The sequence below is a fragment of the Halalkalibacter sp. HAAS-P014 genome (genome assembly GCF_056619965.1).
Genome location: NZ_JBWQTV010000001.1, coordinates 25679 through 43628, shown reverse-complemented (window position 1 = coordinate 43628; position 17950 = coordinate 25679). Strand labels below are relative to the sequence as shown.

At 37.4% G+C, this 17950-nt stretch carries 18 protein-coding genes and 1 pseudogene; 1 reads left to right on the top strand and 18 read right to left on the bottom strand.

All coding sequences use genetic code 11. The features are described from left to right. Window positions 1–113: 113 nt before the first annotated feature. The 17 genes and pseudogenes from dcd to AC1FXZ_RS00145 form a co-directional block, all read right to left on the bottom strand. On the bottom strand, window positions 114–647 hold the full coding sequence (gene dcd / locus AC1FXZ_RS00225) for a dCTP deaminase (RefSeq protein ID WP_480049833.1): 534 nt from the start codon (window positions 645–647) through the stop codon (window positions 114–116). A 20-nt stretch (window positions 648–667) separates the two neighbouring features. Next, complete coding sequence (locus AC1FXZ_RS00220; RefSeq protein WP_480049831.1) at window positions 668–1867, bottom strand: GTP-binding protein; 1200 nt, start codon at window positions 1865–1867, stop codon at window positions 668–670. 155 nt (window positions 1868–2022) lie between these two features. Further along, window positions 2023–2208 (bottom strand): hypothetical protein, encoded by a 186-nt coding sequence (locus tag AC1FXZ_RS00215; RefSeq protein ID WP_480049829.1) that lies wholly within the window; start codon window positions 2206–2208, stop codon window positions 2023–2025. A 61-nt stretch (window positions 2209–2269) separates the two neighbouring features. Next, the gene (locus tag AC1FXZ_RS00210) at window positions 2270–3076 is read right to left on the bottom strand and encodes a nucleoside recognition domain-containing protein (RefSeq protein ID WP_480049827.1); all 807 of its coding nucleotides are present in this window, start codon (window positions 3074–3076) and stop codon (window positions 2270–2272) included. Window positions 3077–3139: 63 nt separating this feature from the next. Then, on the bottom strand, window positions 3140–4258 hold the full coding sequence (locus tag AC1FXZ_RS00205) for an NAD(P)/FAD-dependent oxidoreductase (RefSeq protein ID WP_480049825.1): 1119 nt from the start codon (window positions 4256–4258) through the stop codon (window positions 3140–3142). A gap of 64 nt (window positions 4259–4322) precedes the next feature. Beyond that, window positions 4323–4859: a MogA/MoaB family molybdenum cofactor biosynthesis protein gene (locus AC1FXZ_RS00200; RefSeq protein ID WP_480049823.1), complete on the bottom strand. Its 537-nt coding sequence runs from the start codon at window positions 4857–4859 to the stop codon at window positions 4323–4325. Window positions 4860–5103: 244 nt separating this feature from the next. Continuing rightward, window positions 5104–5676 carry a magnesium transporter gene (locus AC1FXZ_RS00195; protein ID WP_480049821.1) on the bottom strand — a complete coding sequence of 191 codons (573 nt, stop codon included), beginning with the start codon at window positions 5674–5676 and terminating at the stop codon, window positions 5104–5106. Then, on the bottom strand, window positions 5631–6119 hold the full coding sequence (locus AC1FXZ_RS00190; RefSeq protein WP_480050025.1) for a CBS domain-containing protein: 489 nt from the start codon (window positions 6117–6119) through the stop codon (window positions 5631–5633). Before AC1FXZ_RS00190 ends, AC1FXZ_RS00195 begins: the two co-directional genes overlap by 46 nt. A 75-nt stretch (window positions 6120–6194) precedes the next feature. Further along, window positions 6195–6403: pseudogene (locus AC1FXZ_RS00185) on the bottom strand (magnesium transporter MgtE N-terminal domain-containing protein); the annotation flags it as partial. A gap of 167 nt (window positions 6404–6570) precedes the next feature. Further along, a complete protein-coding gene (locus tag AC1FXZ_RS00180; protein ID WP_480049819.1) occupies window positions 6571–7281 on the bottom strand; it encodes an MgtC/SapB family protein in 711 nt (236 codons plus the stop codon). A 399-nt stretch (window positions 7282–7680) separates the two neighbouring features. Then, the gene (gene thiH / locus AC1FXZ_RS00175) at window positions 7681–8784 is read right to left on the bottom strand and encodes a 2-iminoacetate synthase ThiH (RefSeq protein ID WP_480049817.1); all 1104 of its coding nucleotides are present in this window, start codon (window positions 8782–8784) and stop codon (window positions 7681–7683) included. A gap of 45 nt (window positions 8785–8829) precedes the next feature. Next, complete coding sequence (locus AC1FXZ_RS00170; RefSeq protein WP_480049815.1) at window positions 8830–9597, bottom strand: thiazole synthase; 768 nt, start codon at window positions 9595–9597, stop codon at window positions 8830–8832. Between the two features lie 388 nt (window positions 9598–9985). Beyond that, window positions 9986–10720 (bottom strand): ABC transporter ATP-binding protein, encoded by a 735-nt coding sequence (locus AC1FXZ_RS00165; RefSeq protein WP_480049813.1) that lies wholly within the window; start codon window positions 10718–10720, stop codon window positions 9986–9988. Continuing rightward, window positions 10704–11867: an ABC transporter permease gene (locus AC1FXZ_RS00160; RefSeq protein WP_480049811.1), complete on the bottom strand. Its 1164-nt coding sequence runs from the start codon at window positions 11865–11867 to the stop codon at window positions 10704–10706. The genes AC1FXZ_RS00165 and AC1FXZ_RS00160 overlap by 17 nt, the downstream gene beginning before the upstream one ends. After that, on the bottom strand, window positions 11864–13081 hold the full coding sequence (locus AC1FXZ_RS00155) for an ABC transporter permease (RefSeq protein ID WP_480049809.1): 1218 nt from the start codon (window positions 13079–13081) through the stop codon (window positions 11864–11866). Before AC1FXZ_RS00155 ends, AC1FXZ_RS00160 begins: the two co-directional genes overlap by 4 nt. A 21-nt stretch (window positions 13082–13102) precedes the next feature. Next, on the bottom strand, window positions 13103–14848 hold the full coding sequence (locus AC1FXZ_RS00150) for a zinc-ribbon domain-containing protein (RefSeq protein WP_480049807.1): 1746 nt from the start codon (window positions 14846–14848) through the stop codon (window positions 13103–13105). 346 nt (window positions 14849–15194) lie between these two features. After that, window positions 15195–15356, bottom strand: coding sequence for a hypothetical protein (locus AC1FXZ_RS00145; protein ID WP_480049805.1), 162 nt, complete (start codon window positions 15354–15356; stop codon window positions 15195–15197). Between the two features lie 248 nt (window positions 15357–15604). On the opposite strand from AC1FXZ_RS00145, the gene AC1FXZ_RS00140 reads away from it, so the two are divergent. Further along, entirely contained in the window at window positions 15605–16081 is a 477-nt protein-coding gene (locus AC1FXZ_RS00140) for a hypothetical protein (RefSeq protein ID WP_480049803.1), read from the top strand. A 127-nt stretch (window positions 16082–16208) separates the two neighbouring features. On the opposite strand, the gene AC1FXZ_RS00135 is transcribed toward AC1FXZ_RS00140, so the two are convergent. Then, complete coding sequence (locus tag AC1FXZ_RS00135) at window positions 16209–17654, bottom strand: UDP-N-acetylmuramoyl-L-alanyl-D-glutamate--2,6-diaminopimelate ligase (protein ID WP_480049801.1); 1446 nt, start codon at window positions 17652–17654, stop codon at window positions 16209–16211. Window positions 17655–17950 lie beyond the last annotated feature (296 nt).

The window sequence follows — 17950 nt, the reverse complement described above, 5'->3', positions numbered from 1 at the left end:
CCCCTATTATCATTTCTTCCTTTAATCTTATTAGATATAAATCGTAATTATTCTTATTTAAAGTTTTTTTGCAAAAAAAAGAACTCGTTAAATCGAGTTCCATTTTCCATACGTCACATAATATCTTTAAATATTTCGCTTGATGTTGCACCACTTTGATTAAGGTATTTACCTTTATATGGTTCTGCTTCTTCATTAACTTCTGCAAAGACAAGCTGACAGATTCTACGCCCCATTTGTAATTCAATTGGAATACGATTCGCATTAAAGAGCTCTAGCGTTATTTCCCCTTTAAAACCTGGGTCAACCCATCCTGCATTTTGAATAAATAGTCCAAGTCTTCCTATTGAACTTCTTCCTTCTACAAAAGCAGTAACATTATTTGGTAATCTAATCGTTTCGACTGTCGTTGCTAAAATAAAAGTTTGTGGTGGGAGAATGATTTTCCCCTCGCTCATTGCAATTCTTCTATATGCAATAGGCTCATTAAGAGTGATTAAACTTTCATTGTAATCATCCATGGTTATAAAGTGATTTCCAAGTCGTAAGTCAACAGAAGCTGGTTGAATCTGCTCATTAGTAAGAGGAGAAATTTCAAGCTCCTTATTATTTATTTTTGATAAAATACTTCTTCCAGATAAAATCAATATTTATTCCCTACTTCCTCTTATGCCTTTTGCAAATTCCAATCGAATGGATCCTCCATTGATTTCCAATCTGTTGTGAATTCAGTATCCGTTAAGAGACAACTATCTAATTCCTTCGTTATTTCATCTTTGTCTAGATCCGTTCCTATGAAAACCAGTTTGGTATGCCTGTCACCAAACTCTACATCCCAATCTTCAAGCAAATGAGGGTTATCTTTTAGTATTTGCTTTTGTTCACCAGACGGAAGACTTGCCACCCAGTAAGATACAGGTTCAATTGTAACCGAAGGTCCTGCTTGTGACATTAATAGCGCTAGGTTATTTCTTGTTGAACACCATGCAATTCCTTTTGCCCTGACAATATTACTAGGCATTGCCTGAACCCAATTTTGAAAACGCACTGAGTGAAATGGTTCTCTTCTCATGTACACAAAAGAGGAAATACCATACTCTTCTGTCTCAGGTGTATGTTGTTCATGCCCTTCGGTTAACTCACGAATCCACCCTGCTGAACTACTCGCTTCTTCGAAATTGAATAAATGTGTATTCAAAATTTCTTTTGGATCGACCTCTGCATTTATAGACCGAATCATTTTGGCTTTTGGTTGCAATGTCCTAAGTACTTGTTCTAATTTTTGTAATTCTTCTTCTGATACTAGATCACATTTATTCAAAATTAGTACATCACAAAATTCAATTTGATCAATAAGTAAGTCGGCTATCTCTCTAGTATCATCCTCCCCTAATGATTCTTTTCGATCAAGCAAGCTATCTCCTGAACGAAAGTCATGCCAGAATCGATTCGCGTCCACTACAGTTGCCATCGTGTCTAAACGGCAGAATTTTGTTAAATCAATATTTAATTCTTCATCTATATATGAGAATGTTTGGGCAACGGGAGTAGGTTCACTAATACCTGTTGATTCAATCACAATATAATCAATATTTCCTGCCAAAGCTAACTTCTCAACTTCTATTAGCAAATCTTCTCTAAGCGTACAACAAATACACCCATTAGACATTTCAACTAATTTTTCTTCGGTTCTAGATAATTCCCCACCTTGTTTAACTAGTTCGGCGTCAATGTTTACCTCACTCATATCGTTTACAATTACAGCCACTTTAAGCCCTTCACGATTTTTCAGAATATGATTAAGTAATGTCGTTTTACCAGAACCAAGGTAGCCACTTAGAACAGTTACAGGGATTGTTTTATTCATAAAATACCTCCTACGTCCACAAATCGTAATGATTACTATTTTCATATTTTACCCCTCTTGCTATTCTTTGTCAAAATGTTTTCCCCTTGTTCAGCAAACCGTTTAACGGACAATGTATTGAAATACGATGAACACTATTCAAGGAGGGAATTAAATCAAAGAAACCGTACAAAAACTCGCCAAACTATGACTAAAAGGAAAGAAGAAACAACGGATGTTACGGCTTGTTTTGCAGCAATTTGAAGAGCAACAGACTTGCTGACATCTTTAGCAATGGCTAAAAGTGTTACAAGACAAGCTGACAACGTAGAAGCTACATAAACAAGAATAAACAATTCCATTGAAGTTAGTCCTAAAAGTAGTTGCCCATTCCCTTCATTAAACAGTAATATTCCATCTTTTCTAATAATGGAAAAAAGAATGCCTAGACTTGCATCTGCTGGTAAAGAAAAAGGCTAAAACAGGCCCGACTTTAGCCGAGAGAACGTTAAGTATTTTAAAGTGATGAAGTGTAGCAGCTATCATACAAATGACTAGAAAAATAGGCATAGCCTGATAAAAAAATTGTTTTATCGCATCACGGACAGTGAAGAGAACAAAAACGGAATTCCCCCACTTAAGAGATTGATCTTTCCCTCGATAATCACTCTCATGTCGTTGCTGTGGGTACCATAACTTTGTATGAATGATAACATACGGAAAAAACAACCAAGGCTTCCCTGCCACACTAAATAAAGACAAGGTTGCCCCGATTTGATAACTGCAAGCTGAACTAAATGATATCATTGAAAGGCATTGCTTCCTTGTACACACAGAGCATCCTTTGCTTTGATAAACAGCTACAACATTGCACCCGTATCCAGTTATGAGTGGAATTATATCTCTTCCCGAAAGACCCATCTTCCTAAGTAAAGGATCTACTGCAATAGTAAGTTTGTCTTTAAGCCCAACATTAGTCGTGATTCCAATTGAGAGACTTATAAGGACAACAACCGGAAAAGCCCATACAAACGAGTACATTCCTAAGGTTACCAATCCAAATCGACCAACTACGATTTCCACTACTATCGGGGGAGCTTGAAGAAACAATTCTTCTAACTGGAGAATAAAATAAGTCTCAACAATCGGTTCAAAAATGCTCGCAATTATAAACGCCACATACACAGGTAAACCATATATTGCGAGAATAATAAGTAAGCTTGTAATCACCCACCAAACATCTTTAATAGATGTTTTTTTTTTATTTCTGGCTTCTCTAGTTCTATCATCACTTTAACAAATACACTCATTTCCACAACACGACAAATCATCTAAGTACATATTTGACTGCCGATAAAAATTAATCAACTCGTCACTTACCTTTATGCCTAGTCGATCGCAGATCTCTTTTGCTACAACAGCAAACCGTTGTCTGAATTTATAAATAAAACAAAAAATGACTTTTTCATGACGAACTTGAGGTCCTATTAAAAACAATCCTTCTGAAACTGTTGATTCATCAACCTCATTCAACTGAATATCATTTTGGTCATCCCAATAGAAATGTTCTATAATAAGTGAGAGACTATTTTTAAAACCTGTTGCCAAAATCGGCTGGGTAGAGCTTTCTAACGTTTCTCCATTAGAAAGATGGATTTGATAGGCTCCTTCTTCTTTTTCTACCTTTATCACTTCTACATTTCCTCTTAGGACTAGTTGGTCAGAATCCTGTATTTCAGCAAGGCGATCACACGTAAAAGGAGAGAGTGATATACTTGGGTCAGGGTGATATCGAGTCCAAGTATCCTCTCTAGCCAATACTGTTACATCCTTCTCTAGATGGCTCAGGTGAATAGCCGAATCCATCCCACTTTCATAACCACCTATAATGAAAAACTCCTCTCCTACTAAGTCCTCCCAAGAGTGAACGTTACTATTATGGAGACATAGTTCTCCCCCTTCGAATGGTTGTAAATTAGGATACTGGAATTCTCCACCTGCCCAAATAACATATTGACAATGTATATCTCCTTTGTTTGTATCTAAACAAAATCCGTGTGATGTTTTATCTATACTTTTCACATCAATACTTAATTCAATTGGTAGTTCAAAATGATTAGCAACCTCTTGAAGATACTCAGCATATTCCTCACCACTTAAATGCTCTGATTGAAACGTAAACCCAGGAGAAGTTTCTGGCACTACAGCATTTAAATCAAGAAGACCGAATCCATGGCCAGGAAATGATGGTGTTAATAATCTCATTTCTTTAGGCCAACCTTTAAAAGTACTTCCTACAGAATTCCTCTCTAAAATGCAATAATTATGTAGACCCATTTGTTTCATAATGGTGCCAATACCAATTCCTGCTGGACCTGCTCCAACAATGACGACATCGAATTCTTTTTTCATTTTTCTACTTACACCTCTTTAAACAGTTTAATAGAAGCCACTTAAAATAATAATTTCTACAGTTTTATTCTCTATTAACTGATGGCTTCTTTAAATCCTTTCTAATTTCTCTTATAACATGTGCTAATTCAGAACTAATCAATTTATTCATGGCTAATTTCACTGCACCACTTGAGCCAGGCATAGCAAAAATAGCTGTGTGTTTACTAACACCTGCAATCGCACGACTTAACATAGCTGCCGCTCCAATATCTTCTGTGTAGCTTAGCATTCTAAATAATTCTCCAAATCCAACAATCTCTTTATCCAATATTTCTTTAATTGTTTCAATGGTAACATCTCTGTCCGCTATTCCCGTTCCACCATTTAACAGGATTGCATCAATCTCAGGAGCTAGAATGGCCTTTTCAATAGCTTTACTAATTGAATGTTTTTCATCTCTTACAATCTCATAATCTTTGATTACATGCCCCTGTTTTTCTAAAAAATCTCGAATTAACATTCCACTTTTATCCGTGTCTGTTGTACGGGTATCGCTTACGGTTATGATTTTACAATTGACTTGTTTCGGTGCTTCTTGTTTATGCTCCATTACACTCATTGTATAGACACTCCTTTTATTAGTTAGCTTTTTTAAAATTAAATCTCTGTATCTTTCAAGACCTTTCTTCGGTATAGACCACCTAACATAAAATCCCTCCCCTTGCTTGTTTTTTAAACCAAGCCCTTATGATAATCGTAATCATTACGTTTAATATTCTAATGTAATAACGCGAAATAATCAAACTTAGCATAAAAACGAGACTGCATGTTCTTTTGACAACTAGAAAAGGGCATATATAAATTTACACTATGGGACTAACTTTTTCGTTAGTCCCTATTCCTAAAATTAGTACTAAATTTCCAAATAACCTTTTCCTATTTATAAATAATGTAATAATGATGTAGCAATAGAGAAATAAATGAACAATCCTAAAATCATTAATGGTTGTAATAAAGGGGCCAGATGCTACAGCAGGATCGATTTTTAACTTATTGATAACCAGAGGAATAACAGCTCCAGTTAATGTTGAAAAAAGAATCGTTACAAACAAAGACGTCCCAATAATAAAACCAAGTACTATACTTCCTTGTGGGATAAGTAAAGCAATCACCGAAACGAGTACACCACATACTACACCCATCATAAAGCCAGTAGCAGCCTCTCTTTTGATTAGACGAAAAACAGCTTTTTGATCAAAGTTATCAAGTGCTAGCCCCCGAACAACAACGGCTAACGATTGAGTTCCTGTGTTTCCTGCCATATCAGCAATTAGAGGAATAAACACTGCTAACATTGCCACCTCAGCTAATGTTGCTTCAAAGGATCCAATCAACCCTGCTGTAAACATTCCAATAAATAATAAAAGAATAGCCATGGTAACCTTTTTTTCGTTGCTGTCAGTGAGGTCACGTTTAAATCAAGAGCACCTTTTACAGCTGCGAACTCTCCTAAATCTTCTGTAATTTCTTCTTCCATTACATCCATAACATCATCGACAGTTACGATTCCTATGATTTTGTCCTCTAATGTAATAACAGGTACAGCCAGAAGGTTGTAGTCTTTAATAATAGCAGAAACTTGTTCTTGATCGGTTGTCGGAGAAACTGAAACGACCTGTTCCTTCATCACTTGATCAACAGTCTTATCTGGCGAAGTCGATATTAACTCACGTAATGAAACGACACCACTAAGCTTATCTAACTCATTAATCACATAAATATAATAAATGGTTTCTGCTTCCATGCCTTCCAAGCGTAGTTGCTCCATTACTTGTGATACCGTAACATTGGGAGAAACCTTAATAAACTCAGTCGTCATAAGGGAACCAGCAGAATCTTCCTTATACGTTAGGAGCAACTTTATATTTTCAGCTTCGGCCTTATCCATTTTATTTATTAAATATATTGCAATATGTTCAGGAATTTCATTTAAGAAATCAGTAATCTCATCAGCTGGTAGTTCCCTAACATTTCAAGCGCATAGTTATCCTCAAGTTCTGTAAAGATCTGTTTTTGTTCGTGTAATCTAAGCCCTATAAATAACTCGGCAAACTCGTTAGCTGTTAAATAATGATAAACTCTTTTCCGTTTGTCTTGAGTCATTTGTTTAAAGATCTCAACTTGATCTGTTGGATGCAAATCTAAAAACTATTCCTAAATAAATCTTTTTGTTTGTTCTTTAAATACATAAATAGATAATACGTATATTCTTCGCGATTTTTCATGCTAATTTTTTTCATAAACCAAACCTCCTTCCCTACGAAGGGCAATCAATGTTCAATCTCAACCGAAATGACATGATCTATTTTTTTAATCAGATAATAAATTTCTGTTGTGTACTGTTTTTCTGGAGCAGATAATTTTAAGTCAATTTGTTGATTACCATTATCAAGATCTTTCAACTTTAAATTTCTAATAAGAATATCGCTTTTTTCGTGTTCATTAAGGCCCTCTCCTTTTCGTTCAATGGCTTTAATTAGCTCGGTTATTTTAAAATTAGGTTCCATCACAACTTTTACAAGAACATCTCGTTGACTTAATGCTGCTGGCCCTAGTATTTTGATGACAGTTGGAATAAAATTAATCGCTAATATAAATAGAATGACCGCTATAGATGATAATAAATAAAACCCCGCACCAACAGCTATACCAAGTCCAGATGCTGCCCAGATTACCGCTGCACTTGTTAATCCTGAAATGACATCATTATTTCTACGTAGAATCACACCCGCCCCTAGAAAACCAACCCCACTTACAATTTGCGCAGTTAGTCGCATCGGGTCCATTGCGTGATACGTAGGCGTAGCAAATTTATGAAACGATTCGATTGATACGATTGTTACCATACAACTAGCAACGCAAATGATCATACATGTTTTTAAACCGAGTGGTTTGTGTTTTAATTGACGATCTACTCCGATTAAAATACCAAAAAATAGTGCGAGGGATAGTTTTAGAACTAATTCTAATTCATTCAACATTGTATTCACCTACTTTACTTATTACCTTTTTAGATTACCCATAAAAGAGAAAGGCACCCAAAACGATCGAGGGTGCCTTTCTCAAAACATTAGCTATCAACTTCAACGCCCCAGTTTTAGCAATGCATGACATAGGAAATGTCCAGCTAAATGGTTTCTGTTGACCCATTGACGCTTTAGCGTTTTAAGGCAACAACAAATCTCCAGCACAGGATCTCACCTAACGTGGTATGCAGTAAAAAACACGGTTTAATGTGCGATTTTGAGGGAGACCTCGGCAAGCCAATTGACGAAACTTTGTTGAGAAACGTCGTTTATTGCCTTACCTACCCATAAAGTAAAAAACAAGAGCAACTGCAAATAGTTGCTCTTGTTTTTTCTAGACAGTATTTCTACCACCTATGTATGAATCCAATCTTTAAAAATGGGTTGGTAGCCTTTTTTGTAAAGAGCATCGCAAATGTCTCTTACTCCACGTTCATCGGAAATTTGAAATTGATTTGTTCCTGGATTTTCAAGAGAATAGCCACCAACCTCTGTTGATGCTCCTGCTGACATTTTCGTGATTCCAAGAGGTACTAAGTGATCTCTAAAGACCGCACTTTCACGAGTAGATAATGTAATACCCGATCTAGGTAAAAACAATCTTAATGCAATCAGACTTTGAACAAAAGCTTTATCGTTCACCGCTGAGCGTGGATTGAAACTACCTAAATGAGGTCGGATTCTTGGAAGTGATAGACCAATTTCTGTATCTATGTATTTATTCTGTAAATAATTAGCGTGCTTCCCAGTGAAAAACACCTCTTTCCTCCAGTTATCTAAACCAAGTAATGCACCGATATTGACACTACGAAGTCCTGCTTCACAACCTCTTTCAGGTGTATCCAGACGATAACGATAATTGCGTTTTGGCCCTTTCACATGAAAATCTCGATATACCTCTTCGTTGTATACTTCTTGGTACACGGTAACTCCATCAACACCACTTTCCTTTAATTGTTTGTACTCTTCTGTATCTAGTGGGTTAATTTCAATCGAGATAGAAGAGAAGTATTTTTTTAGAACTTCCACTGTTTGCATAATATATGATACAGAAGAATGTAGTTTCGATTCCCCAGTCAAGATTAGAATATGTTTGATCCCAGTACTCGCTAAGTTTTTCGCTTCTCTGTCGACTTCCTCCATCGTAAGTTTTTGTCGTTTAAATTGATTAATAACACTAAAGCTACAATAGGTACAGTGATTAACGCAATGATCTGATATATATATAGGGTTAAATAACTGAATCGTTTTTCCGAAGTGTTGTACCGTTACACGATGAGCTTTTTGCGCCAATTCCTCTAAGTATTCCTCTGCAGCAGGTGATAATAACATTAAAAAATCTTCATCATTTAGCGAATCTTTATGTACTATTCTTTTTATATCAGTACTAGTTACTGAATTGAGAAAGCCTTCAAAATCAAGCAACTTTAATTGCTTATACACGTGATAAAAACTCACAATCTATGTCCCCTCCCTAATCACAATCCATTTTTGGTCGTTATTCTATGATAAAAAGCCTGTTAATGGAGAGGACGCCCTTGCCTCTAGAGTACTAGTACCCAACCCACTCAAATAAGCTGTTCTGCCTGCTTTGATGCTATTTGCAAATGCAGCTGCCATCTCAATAGGATTGCTTGAAGTCGCAATAGCTGTATTGACTAGCACAGCATCTGCTCCTAGCTCCATCGCCTCACAAGCTTCAGACGGCCTTCCAATTCCTGCATCAACAATAATTGGAACCTTACTCTCTGCAATCATAATACGGACTAACTCTTGAGTTCTAAATCCACGATTAGAACCAATTGGTGAACCTAATGGCATAACTGCAGCTGCCCCAACTTCTTCTAATTGTTTAGCTACCATTAAATCAGGACTCATATAAGGTAAGACAGTAAATCCTTCTTTTGCTAAACGTTCCGTTGCTTTTAACGTTTCGTAGTTATCAGGGAGTAAATATTTTTGATCCGTAATCACTTCAATTTTCACCCAGTTTCCAAGTCCTGCCGCCCTAGCTAGTTTCGCAATACGCACTGCTTCTTCAGCAGTCCTTGCGCCTGAAGTGTTTGGAAGTAGAATCATATTTTTTGGAATGAAATTCATTATATTTTCCTCTGTTGAACTTAGATCGACACGACGCATGGCTACCGTAATGACCTGCGCCATAGAACTTTCTATGACGTCTGGAACCAAACTATCATTATGAAATTTTCCAGTACCAATAAAAAGTCTACTTTTCAACTTAATACCACCTATAGTTAACTCGTCTTTCATCTTTTCTCTCCCCTCCTGCTTAAAAAGAAATCATTGAAATCGTATAAAGAATTGATTGCTTTCTCTATCCTGTAAGCAAAACTCTTTTTGAGTAATCGCAATAAAAAGACTTTTCCAAAAACATCATTGCAGCAGAAATTTTATATTCTTCTCACCTTTATTGTTTTAGGTGACTGCCTATACCCTAGCAAACCTTTTGTGCCAATACGATGATTCATATCACACATCATTCTTTTTTTGTAATTTTAATCGCAATCAGCCTTTTAGATAGTTGTTTTTCACACCAATTCCTCAGCTTAAAACTAAAAAAGCACTGTCCTCAGGTAGACAGCGCTTAAAATAACCTTATTGAGAGCATTTTGCATATTGAGACAACCACTCATTACTATTACACTCGTAAATGCTGAAACAAAAACGAAAAGGCTTCCCAGCCGTCTTCATCTGGCAATTCCTCTGCAATTAGAGCGATCGCCTCTCTACATGTTCCAAAAAACAACAACCGACCTTGATGCAAATAAGCAACCTTATCACATAGTCCATGAATCTCTTGCAGGTCATGACTAGAGAAAATCAATGTTTTCCCCTTCAGACTTACAGCTTTCATAAAATTCATAATCTCAAGCTTTGATTGAATATCGATACCAACAGTTGGTTCATCGAGTAAAATCAATTCAGGGTCATGAAGAAGCGACACAATAATATTTAATTTTCGCTTCATCCCTCCTGATAGCTGCTCAAGACGTTGATCATATTGTTCCGTTAATCCGACGACATCGACGAGTTCCTTGATTCTTGCTTTTGTAACGTTTCTTGGCGCCATTTCTGCCCAAAACGAAAGCTGCTCTTTCACCGTCAGCTTAGAGAAAAGTGTTAACTCCTGTGGGACATAACCAATCACTTTTCGAAACTCCACTTTCTTTTTTGAAATTGGATTTCCGTTGTAAGTAAGCTCCCCTTGATCAGGTTGTGACAAACTTGCCATAATTTCAAATAACGTCGTCTTCCCAGCTCCATTGGAACCTAACAAAGCGATGCGATCGCCTTTTTCCACAGTGAAGCTAACGTCACGCAAAACTGTTTTTCTTTTATATGATTTCGTAATGCCATTAAGAGCGATGACCATATTTCCACCTCACTGTTACAAAGCTTAAGAAAAAGAAACCTATCATCATTACGACCATTGGATAGATATCCGTTCCACTGAGCTGACCCGTTATTCCATTGATGAGCCAATACTGAGGTACAATCCATTTTCCACTCAAGTCCACCCAGCTACTCGCAAGTACCGTCGCAAAAAAAACAAAAATGACATTAGCGAGTAATGCATACTTTTTCATAGAGCAAATTGTAGCCATGGACAGACCAAGAAAATGACAGCATAAAACGAACCCACCTAAAAAAATGATGATCGAAGACGCATCTGACACAAAACTCGGTACATGATAGAATAGCAAACCTATCATTAGGCTCATTTGTACAAACCCTATTAGCAGAATCGCAAAACTGTTTCCTAAAAAATAAGTAAGAGAGCTCACCCCACTTACTACAAATCTGTTTTGAATGTGCTGTTCTTTATCTTCAATAATCCAATGGTTACATAAAAACAAAAACAACATCAACATCGCTGTGATTGCTAGCAATAGTCGTTCCGTGGAATCTTCTTGTTCGACTACCTCGAGACGATACGAATGCAACTCAGTAGATTGTACCGTTAGCAGTGGAACTGGCTCCCACTGTTGATCGGTATGCTCCCATGCTGCTCTCCACGTCCCCTCTTCAACAGGCAAGCCATACTGAGTGCGAAGAGCTATCACACGATCAGCCGCAGCGTGATTACTCATATAACGCATCACTTCTGCTGCAACTACTTCTCTGACAAATGGCGTTGCCATAGAAGCTTCCGAATACAAGAGATCAATTCCTCCATTTGCCGTTCCCCGAGCGATTTCTTCCGTAAATCCATCTTCAATTACAAACGCTGTATCCACTTCATTTCTCAATACAAGCTGATTGACTGTGCTCTCTTCAGCTTCAATTAAGCGAATGGAGGGATGCTGCTCAAGTTTCTGTTTCACCTTACTTGAATACTCACTTTGATCCAAATCGACAAAAGCTACTGGAATCTGCGCTTCTTCTAAAGCCGTTTCATAAAAGAAAGGGAGAAACAAAAGGAATAGCAAAGGAACAACAAAGAAGGAAACCCAGCTACTCTTGCTTGCTAAGAGAAAGGTTAGCCGAAGTTTGGTTATCGACAACAATTGCTTCATCATCCAACCCTCACCTTCTTACTCTCATTTAAGCAAGCTCCGATAAAGAGTGCCATAACAAGCAGACCCATCCCCATACTAGTAAGGCCGATGATCTTGCTGTCATATATAAACGCAGCATGCATCAAGCCTTCGCGCATCCAGAATGACACCATGTATCCTCCTACCTCTTGCACCCAGCTAGGATAAAAGGAAAGAGGCACAATGCAACCACCGAAAAGAATGAGGATGATCACAATACCAGCTCCAAGCAATAGCTCCGTCAAAGGTTGAAAAGAAAACGAAGCAAGAAACGTGAACAGCATACTTACAACGGCAGTCATACAAAGTAAAATTAAAAAAAGTGGCCACCACTCCCCTGTCATTACGCCGTCCATCGCAAAAAAGTAAACCGCAAGAAACATGGCGACTTGAAGAAACAACAAGAATAAGCTAATTAGAAACTGACTTAGCACCTTGACAACCGGAGAATATCCGACCAGCATCAGGCGTTTTTCCATAGAATTCGTAAAATCATTACGATTTACCATTGCCAAGAAGAACCCCATAACAAACGTGAGCACAACCACCACAGCAGCCAAATAATATTCCTCTAACGTAAATGAACCCGTTTCAGTTAATTCAATCGTTTCGAATACCTCATTTCTCCCTAACGATTGAAAGGTGAAATCGATAATAGCTTGTTGAACTTCTTCACGCAAAATGGTAGGGTCCACTTCTTCTTTTAAGAAGAAGTGGACCGTATTGACACCTGATTGAGCTGCACTAATTAAGTCGGCCCCACTTTTCATCATTGCTAAAAACAATTGATACTGAAGAGGATATTGTGGGCTCCCTACAACTTCAAGAGGCGTATTTCTCCCGACCCGTAAATCTTGACTAAAGGACTCCGGAATCACAACCATCGCAGCGACTTGTTCACCCTCAAGCAAAGCCAAACCTTTCTCTTCATCGACACGAACAAATTGGACTACTTCGCGGAACCCTTCTGTCGCCGACAACTGGTGAATGATCGCCCTCGTCTCAACTGATTGTTCAAGATCGACTAAAGCAACATCGAAGGAATCAACATACGCCTCCCGTTCAAATAAAGGGGTTAGCGCAAGCATAAGAAACAAACTTCCTACGAGAGGGAGTCCAACCATACAAAAAAGAACGGCTGGTTGCTTAAACATTCTTTTTGCTTGCAGGAGGATGAGTGCTTTTACTTTCCTCATGAATATCCCCTCATTTATCGTTTAATACATCGTTTCGAATAGAATGTTTTGAAGGTTATACTCGATTTCATCCATGATATTCATCCACTCAAATTCACTAATTTCAACGACATTTCTTGCTGTATCTTCATTTAGCTCAGGGAAAGAAAGCGCGTCCGTGAACTCCGTTTGACTATCAATAGCCAAGTTCAAATTCACTTCTTGATATCCATAATAGAAATCATCCATTCCCATATTTAGAGTGATATCTAGATCACTATTTGAATAGCCCCTGCTTATGTTTTGATCGGTCGTTCGCTTTACCGTGCCACTAACCTCAGGCACATCATTGCCAAATTCATAACCACCTAGTGCCAAATCAAAATCTGTAACCTTTGTGTTTTCTTGTTCAGTCGTATTCATGTTTAACTGAACATCAAACACGACACTGCCATAATTAACTAAATTCGCTCCAATATTGCTCACGACTTTCTCAGAATCGGTAGATGTATTCCAGACAGCTCTAAATTCTCCTTCAGCTACATCTTCAGGAGCAATTGTAACAGCTCTCGTTAGCTCATGCGTATCCCCATCATCCCAATTTGTCGATTCATACATGAAGTTCATTCCATAACTCGGATAATTAGCATCAACGACTTTCATCGCTACGACACGACTAAGTACATTATCGTTACGATCAATTATTAACTCACTCGTAAATCCTTCAGGGAAACCGACATTACGTAACCCATCTTTCATATCTGTAATCGCATATTGTAACTCTTCTTTTAAATCTTCTCTTGAATATTCGGGGTCGACTGAACCTGCAAATGAAGACTCGATTTGATCAAGAAATAAATCTTGCAACTCATCATCAGCTTCAAACTTCTCAATTAAACCTTCTAAAAGAGAGAATATCTCTTGTTCTGAAAGCGACAAAGTCACCTTTTGGAACGTTCCATCCTTAAATGCCACCCCGTCTTCTACCGTGAAATTCTCATCGGTCAACTCAGACGTCAAATACGTCACATACTCTAATCCATGACGAAGAAATTCGTCCTCTAAGTCGACAGAATTCGTCATATACTCCGTAAAGTTTTCTAATGTATCTGGACCCATATAATAAGGATCCATCCCACTCATAAATTGACCAAATTCTTCATTGTTTAAATAAAAATATTGATCATATAGCAAAGGAATGCTTAACCCTGTTTCATCATCAGATTGAAAGACTTCTGCTTCAAACAAGTTCGAACCATTTACTAAAATAGATAATGAAGCCATGCCCTTTGCAAGGTTCGGATCTTGACTTGTTACAATTTCAATTGCACTATTGTCTAAATTGAACATCTGTAATTCAGGGATATTTCCACCGACGCCACCAGTGATCGTCACTTGATTTCTGTATGGATTCTCACTCAAATGTTTATTTAGCTCAAACTGCTCCCCGAAACCCTCATCAAACTGGGCTTTTATCGCTGTGTAACTATTCAGTTCTGCAGCTAAATACATTTGCTTCGGTGACTTATTAAAGAAGCCATAGGAAATCCCAGCAATTGCAATAAGCAAAACAGCAACGCCTGTAAAAATATATAATTTCTTCTTTGACCTAGGCGTTTTCCGTTTCACCTCTGCCTCTTCATTTACCACTGCATCAGCAGCAGCTGTAGTCTCCGCTTCTGACATATCGTTTGGTTTTTCGCTAGCATTTGCCACACTAGCTCCACAGCCAACACAAAACTTCGCTTTAGCTTCAACCTTTTCACCACATTTCGAACAAAAATTCATGGAGCACCTCCAAATATATTTTTGAATTAGTAGTTTTTGGGACAACTTTCGTCACAAGGTCCTATAATTCTCACATTAAAAATAGTATCATATTTAACCATATTTTAGACTGATAACTTTTCTTAAATAGGTTGTCTATTTAAGTGATTGGTTTATTTATAGAGTTCTCAACAAAAAAAGCGCAATAGAGAAGACCGGTTCCTTTCTCATTGCGCTTGCTTTCTTTTATATATTGAATTCTTATTTGTACTCGCCGTTTTTGTCCTCTAAAGACGGGATACTACCGGAACATTAAAGAAAAGTTCAATGAAAGTCCCCATGGCCGAACTTGTTACCTCTGCTACCTTTATCGTTTTTCTTCTGCAACCGAAATAATCTGAGTTTCTGCTCCGTATTCTGCTCGAATGGTTTTTCTTACATCAATCGTCGTTCTTGCGGTGACGGTTTTAGTTTGTTTTTCTCCCTTTACTTCCATCTCCACAAGAAAGCGCTTTGATCCACATCTCATGGGGTCCCCTCCTTATCTAATAACGCTGGTTTAAGAAAGTGGCATCATCATGCTATCAACAACTTGCTTACTATAAGTACGATCAATGGTTCTCCAATAAATATACCACAGTATGTGATTAAAGCTGGCGCGATGTCTGTTAAAAAATCCCATTCTGTCTCTGTCAATTTATCATGATTCTTTAAGAAAGGTTTTATAATTGATTTATTATTCTTACAGTTATCCCAGTCGAACGGTGCGGGGCCGCAATGGAAATGGTGAGACTTGTTATTATGTTTGCACCGGCCATTGGACCGACTGTTTCAGGTCTTATTGTTGAAAATTTCACATGGCGTTGGTTATTTTATTTTATTCTTCCAATTGCACTTCTTTCGTTATTGTTTGTGATGAAAGTTCTGACGAATATTTCAGAGGCGTCTAAACCGAAACTCGATGTGTTTTCCTTTATTTTATCAACACTTGGATTCGGTGGGATCGTCTACGGCTTTAGTGCAGCAGGCAAAGCGGACGCTACATTTGCTGACCCTATCGCCTTATTTATTTCCGTCATGGATACAGGCCAGCAACGATATTTGACTAACAATGGCATTGAAAATCCAACCGGCGAAGAGGTAATCGCTGCACTTACTTATGGATCTCAGCAAAGTTTTTCAACTGGTTTTTATTTGGCACTGGCAGCAGTCGTCCTCGCCCTCTTTGTCCACAGAAGTAAGCAAGTCGCATAAGTTTGGAGAATGAAGGAAGTGTATAAGGTTAAAAGCATCCCAATTATTAAAATTAATTGGGATGCTTCATTTTATTAGAGATGTTCCACTTTTTCTTACTAATTTACAATTGAAGTTTTACAACCTCTCACAATTGTTGAATACATTTTAATATTGTTTCTCTGTCGTTACGTGTGTTATAACGGTACACTTCTTTATAATTTTCCGGTCCTTTTCCTGTAATAATCATTCCGTCGTCTTTTTTTAATAGAGATAAAACATGTGCTATCGCTTCTGTTCTATCGTCCATAATAAAGATATTTTGGTACGGCTTGCTAAGTTCTCTTAATTCAGCCAACATCGTTTCTTTTTTTGTGCCATTCAAATCATCCAGTGTTAGATATACATAATCACTTATCATTTGGCTAATTTCAACCATTTTCTCTCTTTTCGAACAATCTCGATTCCCTCTAAAACCAAAAATATGATAAAGATTTCGCTCTGTGCATTCTTTTGCTGTTTTTAACGCATAATGAAGACCATCGGGCGTATGCGCATAATCTATGAATGCTTTTGCACCATTTGTAAACGCCATTTTTTCAAATCTTCCAGGGACACCTTCAAATGTTTCTAATGCTCCTATTACTTCTTTAGGAGAAAGACCTATCTCTCTTGCACATATATAACTGCCAATTGCATTATAAACATTGTGTTCACCTTGGATGTTCATTTTTATGATGTGCTCATTCCCATTGTCTTCAATCACTAAATTCACATTGGGAACAGTTTGATAAGATTTTAAATAAATTGATTCCTCACAGCTTGACTGACCAAACGAAATGGAAGGGATCAATTCATCGGCTAACTCTTCGTGCAACCTCTTACCCCATGAGCCATAAGTTCCAACGATTCCTTTGCCTTTCTTTTTTAGACAACGAAATAATTTTTTCTTTGTTCGATAATAGTTTTCTAAGTCTTTATGATAATCTAGATGTTCGTGGCTCAAATTCGTGAAAATGGCATAATCAAACATCGGACCGTTTACACGAGATTGATCTAAACCGTGAGAGGAAACCTCCATAACCACATATTCATCTTCACTTTCATGAAGCATCTGTTGTAACAAAATGGCATCCGGTGTCGTCAAATTGGATTCTCTCATGACTCCATTTAACACATATTCAACCGTTCCTAACCTTGTAGCATTTTTGCCATTATGTCTCAATATATGATGTAACAAATAAGAGGTTGTCGTTTTTCCGTTTGTCCCGGTAATGCCGATCATTTTATGTTTGTTATGTGGCATACCATAGAAATAATTAGCCAATATTGAGACTGCTTCTCTGGAATCACGTACTTGGATATATGGAACAGGCAGTTCTTTCTGGAGGTTCTTCTCCCCAATCACAGCAGCAGCACCGTTTTCTATCGCAGTCTGAATGAACCTATGCCCATCTGATTGATATCCAGAAATCGCAATAAATAAATTTCCTTTTTTTATATTTCTAGAATCGAGTTGTATCCCAGTTATTTCAATATCCTCGTCAGCTTGTAATTCTAAGGGTTCCAGCAAATCAGTTAACGTTTTATTCATAAATTTATACCCTCGATAATAGTATTTTAAGAGTGCAAGCTTTATTTAGTGTGGACAAATATTCAATAACTTACTCGAAACTAATGATTTTTCTTGACATATTATCTACTTTTTTGGGATAAAAAATAAACAATTCCCATGGTCGTCCAAAGAACTGAGATCGACAGGATTCAAGGAATTGCTCAAGACAACTACCTCTATTGGTTTCTATGACTAAACTAGCATTTGACCTTAATTCAAAATTCTACACATGAGCATTGAAATGTACGTTTATTGATGATGATATTAAATACGCT